The sequence below is a fragment of the Carnobacterium mobile DSM 4848 genome, assembly GCF_000744825.1.
In the GTDB taxonomy this organism is placed as follows: domain Bacteria; phylum Bacillota; class Bacilli; order Lactobacillales; family Carnobacteriaceae; genus Carnobacterium_A; species Carnobacterium_A mobile.
This window is the reverse complement of the sequence record NZ_JQMR01000001.1, coordinates 432,377-451,458: the sequence shown is the minus strand read 5'-3', so window position 1 is coordinate 451,458 and position 19,082 is coordinate 432,377. Positions and strand designations below refer to the sequence as shown.

General features: G+C 36.2%; 19 protein-coding genes. 1 reads left to right on the top strand and 18 read right to left on the bottom strand.

Features of this window, described 5'->3' with window-relative positions; translation table 11 throughout:
* Positions 1-49 precede the first annotated feature (49 nt).
* From glyS to BR87_RS01985, 12 genes are all read right to left on the bottom strand, one after another.
* Positions 50-2,134, bottom strand: a complete 2,085-nt coding sequence (gene glyS / locus BR87_RS02040; protein ID WP_035028085.1) for a glycine--tRNA ligase subunit beta — start codon at positions 2,132-2,134, stop codon at positions 50-52.
* A 1-nt stretch (position 2,135) separates the two neighbouring features.
* Positions 2,136-3,047: a glycine--tRNA ligase subunit alpha gene (gene glyQ, locus BR87_RS02035; protein ID WP_035028082.1), complete on the bottom strand. Its 912-nt coding sequence runs from the start codon at positions 3,045-3,047 to the stop codon at positions 2,136-2,138.
* A gap of 310 nt (positions 3,048-3,357) precedes the next feature.
* A complete protein-coding gene (gene recO, locus BR87_RS02030; RefSeq protein ID WP_035028080.1) occupies positions 3,358-4,155 on the bottom strand; it encodes a DNA repair protein RecO in 798 nt (265 codons plus the stop codon).
* Positions 4,156-4,198: 43 nt separating this feature from the next.
* Positions 4,199-5,107: a GTPase Era gene (era, locus tag BR87_RS02025; RefSeq protein ID WP_035028076.1), complete on the bottom strand. Its 909-nt coding sequence runs from the start codon at positions 5,105-5,107 to the stop codon at positions 4,199-4,201.
* Entirely contained in the window at positions 5,107-5,517 is a 411-nt protein-coding gene (locus BR87_RS02020) for a cytidine deaminase (protein ID WP_035028073.1), read from the bottom strand. The genes era and BR87_RS02020 overlap by 1 nt, the downstream gene beginning before the upstream one ends.
* Before the next feature lie 15 nt (positions 5,518-5,532).
* Positions 5,533-5,934: a diacylglycerol kinase gene (locus BR87_RS02015; RefSeq protein WP_035028070.1), complete on the bottom strand. Its 402-nt coding sequence runs from the start codon at positions 5,932-5,934 to the stop codon at positions 5,533-5,535.
* Positions 5,912-6,388 carry an rRNA maturation RNase YbeY gene (ybeY, locus tag BR87_RS02010; RefSeq protein ID WP_035028066.1) on the bottom strand — a complete coding sequence of 159 codons (477 nt, stop codon included), beginning with the start codon at positions 6,386-6,388 and terminating at the stop codon, positions 5,912-5,914. Before ybeY ends, BR87_RS02015 begins: the two co-directional genes overlap by 23 nt.
* A 45-nt stretch (positions 6,389-6,433) precedes the next feature.
* The gene (locus BR87_RS02005) at positions 6,434-8,659 is read right to left on the bottom strand and encodes an HD family phosphohydrolase (protein ID WP_035028063.1); all 2,226 of its coding nucleotides are present in this window, start codon (positions 8,657-8,659) and stop codon (positions 6,434-6,436) included.
* A gap of 28 nt (positions 8,660-8,687) precedes the next feature.
* On the bottom strand, positions 8,688-9,692 hold the full coding sequence (locus BR87_RS02000; RefSeq protein WP_035028060.1) for a PhoH family protein: 1,005 nt from the start codon (positions 9,690-9,692) through the stop codon (positions 8,688-8,690).
* Positions 9,693-9,895: 203 nt separating this feature from the next.
* Complete coding sequence (locus BR87_RS01995; RefSeq protein WP_035028057.1) at positions 9,896-10,339, bottom strand: GatB/YqeY domain-containing protein; 444 nt, start codon at positions 10,337-10,339, stop codon at positions 9,896-9,898.
* Between the two features lie 35 nt (positions 10,340-10,374).
* Positions 10,375-10,548: a 30S ribosomal protein S21 gene (gene rpsU / locus BR87_RS01990; protein WP_007725241.1), complete on the bottom strand. Its 174-nt coding sequence runs from the start codon at positions 10,546-10,548 to the stop codon at positions 10,375-10,377.
* Between the two features lie 218 nt (positions 10,549-10,766).
* Complete coding sequence (locus tag BR87_RS01985) at positions 10,767-11,186, bottom strand: Fur family transcriptional regulator (protein WP_035028054.1); 420 nt, start codon at positions 11,184-11,186, stop codon at positions 10,767-10,769.
* Positions 11,187-11,385: 199 nt separating this feature from the next.
* On the opposite strand from BR87_RS01985, the gene BR87_RS01980 reads away from it, so the two are divergent.
* Positions 11,386-12,216: a pyruvate, water dikinase regulatory protein gene (locus BR87_RS01980; protein WP_035028052.1), complete on the top strand. Its 831-nt coding sequence runs from the start codon at positions 11,386-11,388 to the stop codon at positions 12,214-12,216.
* 126 nt (positions 12,217-12,342) lie between these two features.
* Here BR87_RS01980 and BR87_RS13460 read toward each other — a convergent pair whose 3' ends face one another.
* The 6 genes from BR87_RS13460 to aspS form a co-directional block, all read right to left on the bottom strand.
* A complete protein-coding gene (locus tag BR87_RS13460) occupies positions 12,343-13,191 on the bottom strand; it encodes a TPM domain-containing protein (protein WP_035028048.1) in 849 nt (282 codons plus the stop codon).
* Positions 13,192-13,243: 52 nt separating this feature from the next.
* Positions 13,244-13,810, bottom strand: a complete 567-nt coding sequence (locus tag BR87_RS01970; RefSeq protein ID WP_035028045.1) for a LemA family protein — start codon at positions 13,808-13,810, stop codon at positions 13,244-13,246.
* A gap of 523 nt (positions 13,811-14,333) precedes the next feature.
* Positions 14,334-15,236 carry a deoxyribonuclease IV gene (locus BR87_RS01965; protein ID WP_035028042.1) on the bottom strand — a complete coding sequence of 301 codons (903 nt, stop codon included), beginning with the start codon at positions 15,234-15,236 and terminating at the stop codon, positions 14,334-14,336.
* Between the two features lie 112 nt (positions 15,237-15,348).
* Positions 15,349-16,107, bottom strand: coding sequence for an RDD family protein (locus BR87_RS01960; protein ID WP_211249963.1), 759 nt, complete (start codon positions 16,105-16,107; stop codon positions 15,349-15,351).
* A gap of 1 nt (position 16,108) precedes the next feature.
* Positions 16,109-17,146, bottom strand: a complete 1,038-nt coding sequence (gene sppA, locus BR87_RS01955; protein ID WP_035028037.1) for a signal peptide peptidase SppA — start codon at positions 17,144-17,146, stop codon at positions 16,109-16,111.
* Positions 17,147-17,307: 161 nt separating this feature from the next.
* On the bottom strand, positions 17,308-19,077 hold the full coding sequence (aspS, locus tag BR87_RS01950) for an aspartate--tRNA ligase (RefSeq protein ID WP_035028035.1): 1,770 nt from the start codon (positions 19,075-19,077) through the stop codon (positions 17,308-17,310).
* Positions 19,078-19,082 lie beyond the last annotated feature (5 nt).

The following is a 19,082-nucleotide window of genomic DNA, read 5'->3' as shown; positions in this document are numbered from 1 at the left end:
CACCAAAGAAAGAATATCCTTAGTGGAACAAAAAGTAAAAAAATTCGTTTTATTTAACGATTAACTCGTCAACACTTGCAAAAGAAAGAGTCAATTGAGCAATTTTCTTTAATAAAGCTAAGCGATTGTTTCGGATCGCTTCATTATCTGCCATTACCATATTTTCATCAAAAAAGGCATCAATGACAGGCTGCAGACTCTTTAAAGCTTGGTATTTTTCTTCACTGTCTAATTGATAAAAACGGTCTTCTATTTTTTCAATATGAGCAGCTAATTGCTTTTCAGAAAGCGTCTCAAACAATGATTCATCTACTACAGGTGAAAAATCTGTTAACAACTCTTTATTTTTTTTAGCTAAATTCAAGACTCTGGTCAATGCTTCGATCGTTGGTTTAAATGTATTGTCTTGAAGGTGTTTTTCTAAAATGCGGCTTGCTTTGACGATTTCAATCAAATCTTCTTGGTTTGAATGTAGTGCTGCATCAATTACATCGTATCGAATGTCTTCATTCCGTAATAACTGATGAAGCCGAGCTTTTACAAAATCAATTACTTCTTTACTGCTTTGTTCATAGCCTCGCACCAAATTTTTAGGACTCGTTAACAAACTTTGAAGCAATTCTTTTCTTAATGTACCGAAAGGGAAAAACCAATTTTGTTTCTCTATAATTCGAACGATTCCAAAAGTTTGCCGTCTCAAAGCGTAAGGGTCATTAGATCCCGTTGGAATTTTTCCGATCGCAAAGAAAGACATGACACTCTCCAACTTGTCTGCGATAGCTAAAACAGCCCCTATTGTAGTTTGCGGCAATTCGCCATCACTTGAAATTGGCAAGTAATGTTCCCGAATAGCCGTTGCCACTGCTGCTGACTCTCCTTGTAGCAAAGCATATTTTTCTCCCATAATACCTTGCAGTTCTGGAAATTCTCCTACCACATTTGTAACCAAATCAAATTTGTAAATTGCTGCGGCACGATCCAAACTTGTTAATTCTTCAACGGATAATCCTACAGTGGTTCCGATTACTTGGGCAAAAGAACGAACCCGCTGCATTTTATCAGAAACTGATCCAATTTGTTCATGGAAAGTAACTTGTTTCAATTGCTCTACGCACTCTTCGATAGTTATTTTTTTATCTTCCTCATAGAAGAATTTTCCATCATCTAGACGAGCAGTTAAAACTTTTTCATTCCCTTTTACAACTGTTTCAATGTATTCAGCGTTCCCGTTACGTACAGAGATGAAATAAGGCAGCAAATTACCTTTTTGATCTGCTACGTCAATATACCGTTGGTGGTCTCGCATTGAAGTAATTAAAATTTCTTTAGGAATGTTCAAGTACTCTTTATTAAAGGTACCGTAAAAGGCGGTTGGGTACTCAATCAGATTATTGATTTCTTCTAATAAATCAGGGACAATAGTGATTTGCCATTGATGTGTTTCAGCTATCGTTTGAATTTGCGATACAATCCTGTTTTTCCGTTTTGCACTATCGGCAATAACAAATTCTTTTTCTAACGCAGCTTCATAGTCTAGCGCAGTTGAAAGAGACAGATCTTTACCTAAAAAACGATGCCCTCTGGTTGTATTAGACGTTTGAATATCTAATAAGCTAAATGGAATGATTTCTTCATCCAACATAGCTGTTATCCAATGAATCGGACGAATGTAGTTTAAATGATAGCTGCTCCATTTCATGCTGACTGGGAAACTCATTGATGTGATGACTTTGTCTAAATGAACTAAGATCTCTTTAGCCGGTTTTCCAGCAATAAATTTATCTACATGTACATAGTCAATTCCTTTGATCTCTTTAAAGTAAATCTCTTCTACAGACACCCCTTGGCCTCGCGCAAAACCTATCGCTGCTTTACTCCATTGTCCTTCAGAATCTAATGCTATTTTTTTTGCTGGGCCTTTGCTTGACTCTTCAATATCTGCTTGTTTATCTGCTAGATTTTTAACGATAACAGCTAGTCTTCTCGGAGTTGAAAAAGGCACGATTTCATCATAAGTCAATCTATTTTCATTTAAGAAGTTCTTTGTTCTTTCGACTAATTGCAGACTGCTTGGTCCTACAATATGTGCTGGTATTTCTTCTAAACCGATTTCTAACAATAGATTTTTAGTCATTTTATTTTACCTCCTCAATTGTAGTCGAATGATCTTTAAGCAAAGGAAAACCAAGCTTCTCTCTTTCGGTTACAAATGCACGGGCAATAGCACGGGCCATTTTACGAATTCTAGCTAAATAACCAGCACGCTCAGTAACAGATACTGCTCCTCTTGCATCAAGCAAGTTAAATGCATGACTGCATTTTAAAACATAGTCATAAGCGGGATGGACTAAACCAGCTTCAATTTGTCTGGTAGCTTCCTTTTCATACTCATCAAATAACATCAAGAGTAATTCTTGATTGCTGTTTTCAAACGCATATTTTGAGTGTTCGTATTCAGGCTGAATAAAAATTTCTCCATATTTAACCCCTTTTGTCCATTCAATATCATAGACACTATCAACTTCTTGAATATAAGAAGCTAAGCGTTCTAAACCATACGTAAGTTCACTGGTTACAGGATAACATTCTAATCCTCCGACTTGTTGGAAATAGGTAAATTGAGTTATTTCCATTCCGTCCAGCCATACTTCCCAACCTAAACCGGCACAGCCTAAAGAAGGATTTTCCCAGTTGTCTTCAACGAAGCGAATGTCATGTTTCAAAGGATCGATTCCTAGTAAAACTAAGCTTTCTAAGTAAAGTTCTTGAATATTTTCTGGAGAAGGTTTCATCACTACTTGGAATTGGTGATGTTGAAATAGTCGGTTAGGATTTTCGCCATAGCGGCCGTCAGCTGGACGTCTTGAAGGTTCAACATATGCAGCATTCCAGGGTTCGGGACCAATAGCACGTAAAAAAGTATACGGACTCATTGTTCCAGCACCTTTTTCAGTATCGTAAGCTTGCATCAACATGCAGCCTTTTGACGACCAATAATTTTGTAAAGTTAAAATGATTTCTTGAAAAGTTAATTTTTCTTCATTCATTTTTTACACTCCTTTGATTTATTTACTTGGTTTAATGTAGAATAAAATAAAAAATCGTCCCTATGCTAATGGTTATTAGCATAGGGACGATTTTAATCGCGGTTCCACCCTAATTCTAGTTAAAAAAACTAGCATCTTCTTTGAACAGCTCAAGAATGCCTTTCGAAGTTCCATCTTGATCTGGCTTCCACTATCCCAAATTCGCTAAACAAGAATACAGAAAATCTACTTTTATTTCTATCCACACTGTTTATTCTATTAAACTCATCATATCCTGTGAAGGATTCATTTGTCAATCTTTTCTTAACAATTATTTATTCTTATCTGGTTCATCATTTTTTTTATCTAAAAGCAGGTTTCCCCAATTGTACATTTGATCAATAAATCGTTTGCTTTTTAATTTAATTCCAACGGATTCATCGTAAATCAAATCTAAAACGGTTCTAATTTCCCGCTTTGTTTCAGGTTTTAGGCTGATCGTGCCTAACTGATCCATCGAAATGACTGAAAAGAGCCTTAAAAAATGAATAGCTCGCGGACTTGCATGATAACGATGCTGATCAAGGTCCCAATGGTTTTGACAAAGCAAACCGCCATAACTGCCTGAGTAATCAAACGGTCCAGTTGTCTTTCCGCATACTCGGCATCCTCTCCATTCAGGAGCTACCCCAAAATAAGGCAACAATTGAACTTCAAAAATATTCACTAAGATTTCAGGATCTGTCCCTTCATCGATTTCATTCAATATTTGCTGGATCGTATGAAATAATGTTGGATCCGGTACGCCATCTTCAAGTGCAACATCCGCTAAATTTAAGACATAGGTTGCATAAGCATTTAAAAAAATGTCTGTATGCAAATGGTTTAGATGAATGAGATCTTTAGCATCGCGAATAAAACAAAGGCCTGTTTCTCTAATATCGGCTATATAAGTTGCATTAGTAAAAGGCAGGATCGCGGTTTTTAGCTTATTATTCGGCTTGCGGGATCCTTTAATAAAAAACATTCGTTTACCATACTGGGATGTAAAGATTTTAACTAAACGATCGTTTTCTCGATAATTACGCACGGAGATGACAATACCTTCTGTTTCTTGTAATTCTGCCAACATACTGCCCCCTCACATTGAAAACTTCAATGAGACAACTGAATTAATAATCATCCATACGGTAACCAAAATCTTGTAAATTTGTCTGACGGTCACGCCAGTCTTTTTGCACTTTTACCCATAGATCTAAATAAATCTTATCTCCCAATAAAACTTCAATATCGCGACGAGCTCGTATCCCGATATCTTTTAACATTTTTCCGCCTTTTCCGATAATAATGCCCTTTTGACTTGAACGTTCTACAATAATGGCAGCATGGACTTGTACTTTTCCAAGTTCATTTCGTTGCATGCTTTCAACCACTACAGCAACTGAATGCGGTACTTCTTCACGCGTTAATTGCAAAACTTTTTCGCGAATCAACTCTGAGACAATAAAGTATTCAGGGTGGTCTGTCACTTGGTCTTCCGGATAGAATTGCGGTCCTTCTGATAAATAGTTGTTGATTTCAGAAAGTAAGGTATCGACATTATTTCCTTCAGTAGCAGAGATTGGAATGATTTGTTCAAATTCCATTGTCGTCCGATAGTCGTCAATAATTTCCAGTAATTTATCAGGGTGTACTTCATCAATCTTATTAATCAATAAAAACACTGGAATGTTTTGTTCTTTTAATTTTTCAATAATAAAGTTATCTCCAGGACCACGCTTTTCAGCAGCATTCACCATAAAAAGAATCACATCTACCCCTCTGAAACTGCTTAAAGCTGATTCAACCATAAAGTCTCCTAAACGGTGTTTGGGTTTATGAATACCTGGTGTATCGATAAAAATTATTTGTTCTTTATCAGTTGTATGAATACCTTGGATTTTATTTCGAGTTGTTTGAGCTTTATCACTCATGATGGCGATCTTTTGGCCAACGACACGATTAAGCAAGGTAGATTTTCCGACGTTTGGACGTCCTACAATTGAGACGAATCCCGATTTATATGCAGTTGTATTTTCCATTAAACCATATCCTCCGATTGAAACGCTCCTGGTAAAAGTTCTTTTACAGTAGTTTCAAATTTATCCCCATGCGTATTTGTTAATAATACAGGCATTTCGGGGTCACAAAATTCTACCATAACTTGGCGACAAGCGCCACAAGGAGAAATCGGAGCATCCGTTCCTCCAGTAACAACTAAACGTTCAAATGTTTTTTTTCCTTCAGAGATAGCTTTAAAAAAAGCCGTACGTTCAGCGCAATTGCTTAATCCAAAAGAAGCATTTTCAATATTGCATCCGCTATAAACTTCACCGTCAGTTGTTAATAATGCTGCTCCTACTGGGAAATGAGAATAAGGAACATACGCTTTGTCCAACATATTTGTAGCTTCGTTAATTAATTGTTGTGTCTTTTCATGATGTGTCTTCATAAGATTAACTCCCTTTTAAAAAAATATAGTCCATATTTTGGGCAAAAGAATAATGATAGCTGTGATAACCGAAAAGCTGGCTGTAATCAAGACGGCCGCGGCTGCCATATCTTTTGCTTTTTTTGCAAGCGGATGATAGTGATGTTCTGTAATTAAATCCACTATATTTTCAATAATTGTATTTAATACTTCCATGATCACAACCAAAAAAGTACTTAAAATGATCCACAGCCATTCTTCTTGCTGTAATTTAAGGAAGCTGCTAATAAGGAAGACAACTAGCCCTAAAGTAACATGCGTCCGCATATTACGCTCTTCTTGAAAGACAGTTTTGATGCCTTTAAAAGCATATCTAAACGAATCAATAAAACGTAAATTTTTCCATTTTTTTTTATTATCTTTCAAGTCCATAGGCATGTAATATCTCTTTCTGCAAACCAAACATAATGCTTTCTTCTTCTGGCTGCATATGATCGTATCCGTTCAAGTGCAAAAAGCCATGGAGAGCAAGAAAACCAAGTTCACGATCAAAAGTATGACCATATTCAATTGCTTGGTCTGCTGTTTTTTCGATTGAAATAAGAATATCTCCTATATTTCTAGGTATACTGTCTTCAAATTCTGCTAAATTCACGATAAAATCATCTTCCACATCATCATTCAGTGCAAAGCTGATGACATCTGTGGGTTGATCTTTAAACCGGTATTCTCGATTAATTTCTTGAATCTTTTGATTATCAACAAACGAAACCGACATCTCTGTATTTTCAGCTAGGTGAATGTACGCAGCCGCATATTCTAGCAGAGAACGAACCATCTCTTGTTGTTCATCTGTAATTTTATTTGTTTCATCAATTATATCTATTTCCATAAGTGGGTTTTCCTCCTAAATTTGACAAAAAAGCATCATCAACTGTTACTCCCCTACAGGTTGGTCTTTTTCCTGAGGTTTCGGATACTCGATTCTTGAGTGGAATGTACCGTTTAATCCTTCGCAAATGGATTGTTCGACTATTTTCAGCTCTTTGATGGAGATAGAGCATTCATCAAATTGTCCGTCAATAATTCGTCCATTGATTAACTGACGGACAAACTTTTCAATCGTTTCTTTTGTCGGTTTTGACATAGAACGTATGGCCGCTTCTGCACTATCCGCAATGCTAATGACTGCTGCTTCTTTCGTTTGTGGTTTTGGTCCTGGGTACCTGAACTCACTTTCCTTTACGTCAGCATCTAGTTCTTTTGCTTTGACGTAAAAAAACTTCATTAAAGTGGTTCCATGGTGTTGTGCGCAAATATCGATAATGGTTTGCGGCATATTGGCTTCTTCCAACATTTTGATGCCTTCACTGACATGACCAAAAATGATATCTCTGCTTTCAAAAGGCGTTAGCAAATCATGTGGATTTTCCATACCAGAAGATAAATTTTCAACAAAGAAAAGAGAATGTCGAAGCTTACCTACATCATGATAGTAACAGGCTACTCTTGCGAATAAAGAATCCCCTCCGATAGCTCCTACTGCATTAGCACTTAAATTAGCAACCATCAGACTATGGTGATAAGTGCCTGGTGCTTTGGTGATTAATTCTTTTAATAAAGGACTATTAGGGTTTTCTAATTCCATCAGCCTTAAAACAGCATTATCTTCAAAAATCACTTCAACATAAGGAGAAAGAACGACCGCTAAAAAATAGGATAAAATTCCGCCGCCTAAAGCAAAAATGACCATAAAAAGTGTTTCTTTAGTAAAGTAAGACATATTTAAATATAAAATAAGTGAGCTGATAAATAAGGCATTGAATAAAGTTGTCCAGATAAATGTATTCCAAAATTGATTGGCAATTCTTTTGCGCGTAATCATCGTTCCCATCATACCACTTAACAAATAAAATAAAGCCAACACGATACTGAAGTTTGTCCCGGCATTTTCTTTAAACATAAAAATTGAAAATGCAGCTAGAAATCCATTTGAGACGATGCCATAGCGCCTAGAAATAAAAGCGGTCAACAACATTGGGGCTAATGCTGCAGGGTACAATAAACTAACATTGCTGATACCAGCATTTTGTACTAAGGATAGGCCTTTTAAAACCAATAAAGCGCTGATCATCGTTAGTGCATACAAAGTTATTTCATGGCCTTGTTTCTTTAAAGAATCTTTTTTAGATTTTCCTAAATAAAATAAGATAGAAGTTTGAGCTAAAATCAACAACAGCAGACCGTATATCATTTGGTAGGAAGATTTATTGTCTAATAAGCCTAATAGTTTCAATTGATGTATGGCATTGCTATCAATCACATGCCCTTCTTGGACAATAACTTGTCCTTGTAAGATCAATGCAGGCTGAACGTTTGCGCTTGCTTCTTCCCGTTGATTTTCAGTAGCCTGTTTATTATAAACATTATTTTCAACCACTGTATTATCAATAATTAGAGTAGCGATACGCTGGTATTTAGCAGCTAGATCCCAATAATCTAGCCGTGCAACAGCTTCTTGTTTTTTCTTACTTAATTCATCAAGTTTAACCGGTTCTGACATGACATCCGAAACCAATTCAACAGTAGCACTCTCAAGTTGTTTGGCAGTTGATTCCGGTGCATCCAGTAAATCTAAAATTGCCCATTGAGGCAAGGCTTGAATAAACGTTTTAGCGGTATCATCAATCGTAGTCATTTTTTCGTTAAAAAGATTGTTTTTTTCTTCAGGTGTTAAATGTGTGACACTAGGAGCAGGATTAGTAGCTGTTTCGTTTTCTTTTTTCTTAGAATCAACAGCTTCTTTTTCTTTCGCCAGCTTTTCTTGGTACTGTTCTTCAGCAAGTTTATTTACTTCTCCGACTGTTGCAAACAATAAATGGATTTTACCAGTTTGTATATCATTTAAATCTGTATTGTAAGAATATACTGGAGAAACAGCTTCTGCTGCTAATAGCCTGTTTTCTTCTGTCTTCGCTGTGTCTTCAACAGTTCTTTGAGCACGAATCGTTTCGTTAGCTACTTGATACAATTGAATCTTTAATTCTTTAGGCTTAACACTATTGAACATGATGAGAAAAAGAAAGACAGACAAGAGAATGAGTACAAAAGGAATATAAAGCTTACCCATCCTTTTTTGAAAACCAGCTAAACGTTCTCTCATTCCTTCACGCCCTAACTATAACTTGTCTTTATTTGTTGTTGTGCATTTTTTTTTGATCTGTTAACGCTTCTTGCTTCTCCGCATCATAAGCTTCGATAATACTTGCCACAACAGGGTGTCTAACAACATCTTGGGAATCAAAATAAACAAAATCAATGTCTTTAACTGAGCTCAACACCGTTTTAGCATGAATTAATCCGCTTGCAGCTCCTCGAGGCAAATCAATTTGAGTTACATCACCATTGACAATCATTTTTGAACCAAATCCTAATCGAGTCAGAAACATTTTCATTTGAGACACGGTTGTATTTTGAGCTTCATCTAAAATAACAAAAGAATCATCCAATGTTCGTCCACGCATGTAAGCAAGTGGAGCTATTTCTATTACTCCACGGTCCATTAATCGATTGGTATGCTCTAACCCAAAAAGATTATATAGGGCATCGTAGATAGGTCTCAAATAAGGATCAACTTTTTCTTTTAAATCACCTGGTAAAAAGCCCAAGTTTTCTCCTGCTTCAACAGCTGGACGAGTTAAAATAATTTTTTTAACTTCTCCTTTTTTTAAAGCTGCAATGGCCATAACTACGGCTAAATAAGTTTTACCCGTTCCGGCAGGTCCAATTCCAAAGACAATATCGTGCTTTTTAACGGATTGGACATACTGACGCTGGCCAAAATTCTTGGCGCGAATAGGTTTTCCATCATACGTTTTTCCAATCTCTTCTTCATACATACTGACAAAATAATCCAATGTTCCATTTCGAGCCATTTTAATAGCAGATATGACATCTGTTTGATTAATTGGAATACCCCGGTCTATTAATTCTTGTAATTGATTAAATATTTTTTCTACTGTTTGAGCCTGCTTTTCAGAACCGATAACTTCCATACGGGTTCCACGGCTATTAATGACGACATTCAAAGAATCTTCAAGTAGTTTCAAATGTTTATCTTGACTGCCAAATAAATTATTGGCATTGTTTATTTTTTTTAATTCAAAATCATACGTTTCATTCGTTTCATTGGTCAAACAACCGACACTCCTCTTTTTGAAAAATTCAATTTATAACATAAGTGCAGTCCTATTATTCCTACACCTTACGTTAAAGTGTATCCCTATTTTAACACAATAAAGTTGTTTTTTGCGCATTTCCTTCTTTTTCCTTTGGATAAATAACAACAGAACAAAAAACACAAGCAAAGGCTCTGAAGCTCTTGCTTGTGTTTTTATAATCAGTTTAACTGTTCTTTAACTAGACGATTGATTTCGTTTCCATCAGCCTTACCTTTTGTCATCGGCATAACTACACCCATGACTTTACCAAAATCTTTCATTGATGTCGCATTGACTTTAGCAATAGCTTCAGAAACAATTGTATGCAATTCGTCTTCAGTAAGTTGTTGAGGTAAATATTTTTCAACGATTTTGATAGCCTCTTGTGTTTGTTCAACGAGATCTTCACGACCAGCCTGTTGAAATTCTGCAAGAGATTCGCGACGTTGTTTCATTTCGCGAGAAAGAAGTGTTAATTCTTCATCCTCACTCAATTCTTTACCAGTTTTAATTTGTTCATTTTGGAATGCAGCTTTTAGCATACGCAAAACGGCTAAAGTTTCTTTATCTTTAGCTTTCATAGCTGTTTTAATATCTTCGTTTATGGTTGTTAGAAGTGACAAAACTTTCTCACCCTCAATTCTTCAGCGTTATCTGATTAGAACTTACGTTTTCTAGCTGCCTCAGATTTCTTCTTACGTTTCACACTTGGTTTTTCGTAGAATTCGCGTTTACGGGCTTCTTGCAAAGTACCAGTTTTAGAAACGGAGCGTTTGAAGCGACGAAGAGCATCATCAAGAGATTCATTTTTCTTAATAACTGTTTTTGACATAGTAAATTCCCTCCCTCCGTGCTTTTAAAAGTAACCGTTATTTCTTATATAGTCTTTAAAAACTATATAAATAAGAACTGTCCTTCTATATTATATCGAATGTATTTTTTTACGTCAATAAGGGATTTGCCTTTTATAAAAAAAAATCTATTCTTTAAGGAAAAATGTTGCTTTTAACCTCGATTTTTAGCTTTATAAGAAGAACAAATAACTGAATTTTAATTTTTTACACAATTCTCACATTTACCAAAAATTTCAAAACGGTGAGAATCAATTTCGCATCCTGTTAGCTGTTCTTCAAAAAAATCCATTGGACACATTTCGATATTTTTCGTCATACCGCAACTGGTACAAATAAAATGATGATGATGTCCTTGATGCAAACAGCCAAACCTAAACATTTTTTCACCATTTAGTTCCGTCTCTTCTAGGACATCCAACTCAACAAATGTATATAAGTTTCGGTAAATGGTATCGTAACTGATTGTCGGAAACTTTTCTTTTAATAATAAATGAATATCTTTTGCTGTTAAATAACGATCTTCATTTACAAAAATAGACAATATTTGTTCTCGTTTGTCGGTATATTTGAATCCATGATCCTTTAATACACTAATGGCCTTTTCAACTGCAGTCATATTTTTTTGCCGTCTCCTTTAATTCATTCGCTATTACTTATTATAACTCATTTTCAAGAGATTACGCAAGAAGCGCGTTTTCATTGCTTTTGTATTGGTCTGACTGTTGTTCTTTTATCGATTCAGGTATAATTAAATAATGAGTAAAGAATAAGTTGTTTGTGGGTACATGAGAAGTAGCAGAAAAGAGGAGATCATAATGGAAAAAAAAGAGAAAATCAATTTATATATTATTTCCGATTCTGTCGGAGGAACCGCAAATACTTTAGGGCAGGCGGCTATGGCACAATTCCCAGAGGTTGAGGCAAATGTCTCTGCTTATCCATTTATTCGAGGGGAAGATACTCTTCGTTCAATACTGGAGAAAGCCAAAAAAGATAATGCCTTAATTGTACATACTCTGATTTCATCTGATTTAAGTGAAATCATAGCTGATTATTGTCAAGAGCACCATTTATTTTGTTTTGATGTGTTAAACCCTGTAGTTAAGGAAATTGAACGTCGGACTCATACACACCCTTTAAAAAAACCAGGGATACTCCATCAGTTGAATGATAATTATTTTGATCGTATTAGTGCAATTGAATTTGCTGTAAAGTATGATGATGGTCGTGATCCTAAGGGTTTTTTAGAAGCAGATATTGTTTTACTTGGTATTTCAAGGACTTCAAAAACTCCATTAAGTATGTTTTTAGCTAACCAAAATTATAAAGTTGCTAATCTTCCGCTTGTTCCTGAAGCTCATATCCCTGATTTATTATGGAAAGTAGATCCAAAAAAAATTGTAGGATTAACAAATGATCGAAGTGTTTTAAATTCTATTCGACGTGAACGAATGATCACATATGGGTTAAATCCAGAAACTGGTTATTCAAAAATTGATCGAATTGACGAAGAACTCGCTTTTGCACAAGAATTGTATCAAAAGCTGGATTGCTTAGTGATCAACGTAGCGACTAAATCGATTGAAGAAACAGCAGCTATTATCGTTAATACGTTACAGCTTGATCGTAAGAAACAAAGTTTTTAATCAAAAGAGGAGAACAGACGTCGAGTCTGCTTTTTGAAACACGTTTAGGAAAATCGTTAAGAAATTGAAAGGAGGCTGTCCCTTTTGGGTCGGCCTCCTTTTCTCAAATTAATGTTTTAAAAATGACTAAAATCCGCGACTTGAACCGCCGCCACCTGAGCTTCCGCCACCGCCGAAACCTCCGCCGCCGCCAAAGCCGCCTCCTCCGAATCCACCACCGCCGAATCCGCCGCGTCCTCCACGGCTTCCTCCGGACATTCCGATGAGAAAAGGCAATACACTACGAGAACGGCGTCCTCCTGGACCTCCGCTTCCGCCGCCTCCTCCGAAAAAGCTACTAGCAAAAAAGAAAATGAACAAAATAATCAAGATAGCTGGAAAGCCTGTTCCCTCTTCATCGTCATAATCTGTATCATCTACTTGGTAACCTGAAAAGATGACGTCATTGTCAAATTGATATTCTTTATTCACTTTTACTGCTGTTTCTGTAAAAACATTCTTTAAAGCTGTATCAAAATTATTATTTTTCATATCTTCGATATTACGATCTAAGATATCACCTGTACCACTATCTGTTAATGCGCCTTCCAATCCATAACCGACCTCAAAACGGATTTCACGTTCTTGAGCTGAGAGTAATATCAATACTCCATTATCTAATTTTTCTCCGCCGATACCCCATTTTTTAAACAGTTTCTCACTATAATTTTCAATGGTATCACCTTCAAGGCTGTTTACTGTCGCCACTACAATTTGCGGCTGTTCTGTCGTATCTTCATAGTGTTTATTTACATCAATCATAAATTTTTCTGTATCTTGTGAGAGTAAATTTGCTTCATCATAGACATAAAATGCCTTAGATGGATCAGGATAGTTTGGAGCTGCGTTTACGTTTAACGGGATAAAATAAAGAAGAGCTAAACTGATCATACTGAAGAAATAAAAAATCGTTTTGCTTTCCCAATTTTTTTTCACATATTTACCTCCTCGTACGAATAAAATGCCTAACCGGCTTTTAGAGAACACCTTATTCAAAATTCACTTCCGGTGCTGTTTCTGCACCTTCTACAGCTTTAAAATAAGGTTTCTTTTCAAAACCAGTCATATTAGCAATGATAGAGCCTGGAAAACGTCTCACACGATTGTTGTAGCCTTGAACAGCTTCATTGTAGCGTTGTCTTTCTACGGCCACTCTGTTTTCAGTTCCTGCCAATTCATCCATTAACGCTGTAACATTTTCATTGGATTTCAGTTCTGGATAATTTTCTACGACAACTAATAATCTTGACAAAGCGGAGCTCATATCATTATTGGCATCAATTTGTTCTTCGACAGTATCCGCTCCGCCTAATTTAGCCCGTGCATCAGCTATTTCTCCAAAAACATCTTGTTCTTGGTTCATGGCTCCTTTAACCGAATTAACTAAATTTGGGATCAAATCGTTTCGACGTTGCAATTGAGATTCAACTTGTGACCATGCTACATCTACATTACTTTCTTCTTTCACTAAATTGTTATATGAACTGATAAAGGGAACAGCTAAAATAATTAGCGCAGCAATAATCCCTATGGTGATCTTCATACCTTTTTTCATCTTCTATTCCTTCTTCCTATTAATTTATCTGAGAAAAAATCTTTTCTTCATTATCATAACGTAATTTTACATTAAAACAAATAAAAATACATGGGACTTGAGTCGGAGAGATACCAATATATTTATTCTTTGCTAGTGGATCTAGCAAGATCCACCGCTAGATGAACCCGGATCGAAATCCGCTGTTGCTGCTCATGTCGCTGTTTGCTTGCCTTACATCGCTAGTAAAACTACTTTCGAAACTAGTTTGAAAAGTAGTTGAAGAAAACATGATAGCTGATGTAAGGTCAGCTGGAAATTCATAAAGAGGGTCTGAAAAAAACGTTTTCTTTCCTTCTTTTCCTTAATAATCAAAAGGATACTTCCTAATTTTTTCTTCATCCCTTCTCTTCCATTTCGGTACGCTCTTTTTCTAAGTATGCATACATTTCACGGGTTAGAAAATAAATCAGAAAATTTTTTAATCCAAAAAAAAAATAAAAAAACCAAGAGAAATGAGGTGCTTTCTCTTGGATCTTTTATTTTAATAGCCTGTTTGGTTGGCAATATTTTCTAATAAATCAGGATTAAACTGTTGTTTTTTCAGCATATCGATTTCATAACCGTAAGGAGCTTTTTTGTTCTTTTTGTCTTCTCCTACATAAGGCGTTTCTAAAATTTTTGGCAAGTCTTTCAAACTTGGATGATGAACGACTGCATTTAAAGCATCAAAACCGATTGTTCCAAATCCAATGTTAGCATGACGGTCTTTATGGCTGCCTTGAGGATTTTTTGAATCATTGACATGGATGACTTTTAAACGTTCAAGGCCGACAACATGGTCAAATTCTTCTAATACACCGTCAAAATCTTCTTTCACATTGTACCCAGCATCATGAATATGGCACGTATCCATTGTCACAGACAGTTTTTCATTTAATGTAACACCATTTATGATTTCAGCTAATTCCTCGAAAGTTCTGCCAACTTCTGTTCCTTTTCCTGCCATAGTCTCTAAAGCAATTTGGGCCACTTGATCTTTATGCAGCACTTCATTTAGCCCTTTAATGATTTGAGCAATCGCTAATTGAGCTCCTTCGCCAACATGTGCGCCAGGGTGCATGGTTATTTGTCTAGCTCCCAAAGCTTCTGCCCGTATAATTTCAGCTTTTAGAAATTCAATTCCGAAGGCAAAATTTTCTGGTTTTAATGTATTTCCCAAATTAATGATATAAGGAGCGTGAACCACAATATTAGACAAGTTTTTTTCTTTCATATGGGCTGTTCCAGCTTCAATATTCATTTCTTCAATGGCTTTTCGCCTTGTATTTTGCGGTGCTCCTGTATAAATCATAAAAGTGCTAGAATTATAGCCTGCAGCTTCCTCTGCTGATCCTAACAGCATTTTCTTTCCGCTCATTGATACGTGTGATCCTAATAATACCATAATCGTTCTTCTCCAATCTTTTCCGTTAAAGCTTCTTACATTGTAAGACAGTTTACAGAAAAGAACAATGGAAAAAACAGAATGAGGATCTCCATACTTTCTACTTTTTATTTTATTCAGTAAACGCCGTAGACAACTGGTTCCATTTACTTGCAGCTAAAACTTTTTCAGATATAACCGTTGTGTCACTTAGGATATCTGCTATTTGTTGATTGCGCTCTGTAAAAAGAATGACTAAATACAAAATACTGATTGTCTTTAAGATATAACGGCCAAAACCTTCACGAATAAGAACAGTCAGCCAACTTAATTTTTCTTCTTTAAAACAAACTACACGTAATCCAAAAATCATTTTGCCAATCGTTTGTCCATTTGTGAATTTAGTCAATAAAATAAAATACATTAAATACAAGGCTAACTTACTTAATGAAAAAGCAGAAAATAGCTCTGTTGTGATTGGTAGGTGCATCAATAAGAAAAATGGAGTTAGAATTAAACGAGTGAGACTGTTAATGACAATTAAATCAGTTAAATAGGCAAAGAACCGAATCCAAAAACCAGCATAAAAAAATTGGGGATACCGGTGATAAGGTGTTTTTTCTGCTTGTTCTTGTTCTTGCTTTTCTTGCCAATAAAGCCTGCGTGCTCTACGCAACTCTTCAGGTGTCCTTGGAGTACTTTGTATTTTTTTAGAAGCTGGTTTTCGTTCTTGCTCCTTCTCTTCATTTACTTTGTTCTCTTGCCGCTCATCCAACTTCTGCAGGCGTCGTTTACGCATATTTTCTGCTTCCTCTTTAGCCAATGCTTTTTTTAACTCATCAATATTCAATTCTTTTGTGTTGCCTTTTTCATTTGATTCAGGTGTGTTCATTTTATTCACCCCCATATAGATACAGCATCTTTGGTGCTGCAGAAGTTCCAAACTGAGACGTGATTTGTTCTACCAGTTCAGCTGATGCATTTTTTGAAGAAAAGAGCTGACTTGCTTTCGAAAACATCAACGAACTAAAAGGAATAGTTCCTGTAGAATACTGAAATACTTCTGCGTTTTTTAATTGATAATCTTCTTGTAAAGCCTCCAAAGCATCTTCTTGGTAACCTATTTCATCAACTAAACCTGCTTCTAGAGCCTGAGCTCCGTCATAGATACGTCCGTCAGCTAATTCGCGTACCTGTTTCTCGTTCATTTTTCTTCCTTCTGCTACCACTTTGACAAATCGATCATATGAACTATCTACCATTTTTTGTAAAATTTCTTGGTCCGCTTCCGTCATCGGCCTACTGTTAGAACCAATATCTTTAAATCGACCGCTTTTGATCGTTGTATCTTCAATTCCTAACTTTTCATATAGTTCACTTAAGTTGGTGCTAGACATAATAACTCCGATAGAACCTGTCAATGTTTCTTCAGCAGCAAATATTTTGTCTGCAGGAGCTGCAATATAATAGCCGCCGCTTGCAGCAAGATTGCCCATTGAAACATAAATTGGTTTATCGGTAGTTTCTTTCAATTCTAATAAACTGTCTTTTATTTGGGCGCTTTCATAAGTGCCTCCTCCTGGTGAATTGATCGATAATAAAATGGCTTTAACCGATTTATCTGCTTTTACCGCTTCCAATTGTTCTAGAAAAAAGTTATGATCATATCCGGTTGTGCTCCATAAACCAGATGATTGACCCGCCAAAATAGTACCGTCAACTGTTAGAAGGGCTACTCGATTAGCTTCATCGCCAGTAGTGACCACAGTTTCTATTAATTCTGATTGCCCAAGTAATCTGTTTGTGGCATCACTAAATATGTTTTCTGCTTTGTCGGTTTGAGCCACTTTGGCAGCCATACCGCTGATAACAAAAGATAATATAAAAAGTCCAATGGCTAATCCAATAGCCGTCCATCTTTTGGTTGTCATTATGTTACTCCTCCTTTTTTTGCATTGTTCTCTTTTATTCTGACAAAACTACTGAAAGATTACAAGCGAAATATTATTTTTAGTATGGAACTAATATTGATGCTAAAAAAGAAACGAAATGTGAATAACTGTTCCTACTCACATTTCGTTTCTTTTGGTTATTATTCTTCTTTAGTCGTTGTAGTAATCGATAACTCAGCTAATTGTGCATCGCTTACTAAGCTAGGAGCTTTAGTTAATGGATCAGCTGCACGGCCATTTTTAGGGAAAGCAATAACTTCACGAATATTTTCTTCGCCAGCTAGTAACATGGCAAAACGGTCTAAGCCTAATGCAATACCTCCATGTGGCGGGAAACCGTACTCTAATGCTTCTAGTAAGAAACCAAATTGCACTTGCGCATCTTCTTTTGAAAATCCTAATGCTGCGAACATTTTTTCTTGTACTTCACGAGTATGGATCCGAAGTGAACCTCCACCCAGCTCATAGCCATTCAACACAATGTCATATGCTTGTGCACGTACCTTTTCAGGAGCTGTTTCTAATAAATCAATATCCGATTCTCTAGGCATCGTAAATGGATGATGCGCTGCAGTAAAGCGATCAGCTTCTTCGTCATATTCTAGCAATGGCCAGTCCACAATCCATAAGAACGCATAAACCGACTCATCAATAAGGTTCAATTCTTTTCCTAACTTAGAACGAAGTGCTCCGAGTGCATCTGCTACAACAGATTTTTTATCCGCTACAAACAATAATAAGTCGCCAGGTTCGGCAGTTAACTGTTCGATCAGTTTTTCAGCATCTTCTTTAAAGAATTTAGCTATCGGCCCTTTCAGTCCGGTTTCATCCACCTTTAACCAAGCCAACCCTTTAGCGCCATAGATAGCAACAAATTCGCCTAATGCATCAATCTCTTTACGCGAATAGTGTTCTGCTGCTCCTTTCACATTAATGGCTTTAACTTCTCCTCCTTTAGCAATTGCATCGCTAAAGACTTTAAAATCAGAATCTTTGACAACTTCATTTAACTGAACAAGTTCCAATCCAAAACGAATGTCCGGTTTGTCACTGCCAAAACGACTCATCGCTTCATCATATCCCATTTGTGGGAAAGGTACGGGTATCTCTACACCTTTCGTTTCCTTTAAAACTTTAGCTAATAAATTCTCCGTAAAGCTTTGGATTTCATCGGGTTCTAAAAAACTTGTTTCAATATCAATTTGTGTAAATTCTGGTTGGCGGTCTCCACGCAAATCTTCATCCCGGAAACAACGAACTATTTGATAATAACGGTCAAACCCAGCTCCCATCAATAATTGTTTAAATAACTGAGGAGATTGTGGTAAAGCGTAAAAATGAGCAGGATGTACACGAGAAGGAACTAAATAATCACGAGCTCCTTCAGGGGTCGATTTAGTTAAATAAGGCGTTTCAATATCAATAAAACCACCATTATCTAAATAATTTCTAACCGACTGTGTTATTTTATGACGCAAAATAATGTTTTTTGTCATTTCAGGACGTCGTAAATCTAAATACCTGTATTCCAATCTCTTATCATCTGAGACAGCTACTTGGTCTTCGATATAGAATGGAGTAGTTTTAGATTTATTTAAAATCTTGATTTCTTTTGCTTCAATTTCTATTTCTCCGGTTGAAATGTTTTTATTGACTACATTTTCAGCACGTTCGACTACAGTTCCCTTAATTTCTAATACATATTCATTTCTGACAGATTCTGCAATTTCTAATGCTTCTTTTGAAAAAGAAGCATTAAAGACGATTTGTACGATTCCTTCTCGATCGCGTAAATCAATAAAAATCAAATCTCCTAAGTCCCGTCTTTTTTGTACCCAGCCTTTCAAAACAACTTCTTGGCCTAATAAATCTTTTGAAATCTTTCCACAGTATTCAGTGCGTTTTGCCATCTCTG

Coding starts and splice junctions, on each gene's coding strand:
- glyS (WP_035028085.1), bottom strand. CDS start 2,134: ATGACTAAAAATCTATTGTTAGAAATCGGTTTAGAAGAAATACCAGCA.
- glyQ (WP_035028082.1), bottom strand. CDS start 3,047: ATGAATGAAGAAAAATTAACTTTTCAAGAAATCATTTTAACTTTACAA.
- era (WP_035028076.1), bottom strand. CDS start 5,107: ATGGAAAATACAACTGCATATAAATCGGGATTCGTCTCAATTGTAGGA.
- BR87_RS02020 (WP_035028073.1), bottom strand. CDS start 5,517: ATGAAGACACATCATGAAAAGACACAACAATTAATTAACGAAGCTACA.
- BR87_RS02015 (WP_035028070.1), bottom strand. CDS start 5,934: ATGCCTATGGACTTGAAAGATAATAAAAAAAAATGGAAAAATTTACGT.
- ybeY (WP_035028066.1), bottom strand. CDS start 6,388: ATGGAAATAGATATAATTGATGAAACAAATAAAATTACAGATGAACAA.
- BR87_RS02005 (WP_035028063.1), bottom strand. CDS start 8,659: ATGAGAGAACGTTTAGCTGGTTTTCAAAAAAGGATGGGTAAGCTTTAT.
- rpsU (WP_007725241.1), bottom strand. CDS start 10,548: ATGTCAAAAACAGTTATTAAGAAAAATGAATCTCTTGATGATGCTCTT.
- BR87_RS01985 (WP_035028054.1), bottom strand. CDS start 11,186: ATGACTGCAGTTGAAAAGGCCATTAGTGTATTAAAGGATCATGGATTC.
- BR87_RS01980 (WP_035028052.1), top strand. CDS start 11,386: ATGGAAAAAAAAGAGAAAATCAATTTATATATTATTTCCGATTCTGTC.
- BR87_RS01970 (WP_035028045.1), bottom strand. CDS start 13,810: ATGAAAAAAGGTATGAAGATCACCATAGGGATTATTGCTGCGCTAATT.
- BR87_RS01965 (WP_035028042.1), bottom strand. CDS start 15,236: ATGGTATTATTAGGATCACACGTATCAATGAGCGGAAAGAAAATGCTG.
- BR87_RS01960 (WP_211249963.1), bottom strand. CDS start 16,107: ATGAACACACCTGAATCAAATGAAAAAGGCAACACAAAAGAATTGAAT.
- sppA (WP_035028037.1), bottom strand. CDS start 17,146: ATGACAACCAAAAGATGGACGGCTATTGGATTAGCCATTGGACTTTTT.
- aspS (WP_035028035.1), bottom strand. CDS start 19,077: ATGGCAAAACGCACTGAATACTGTGGAAAGATTTCAAAAGATTTATTA.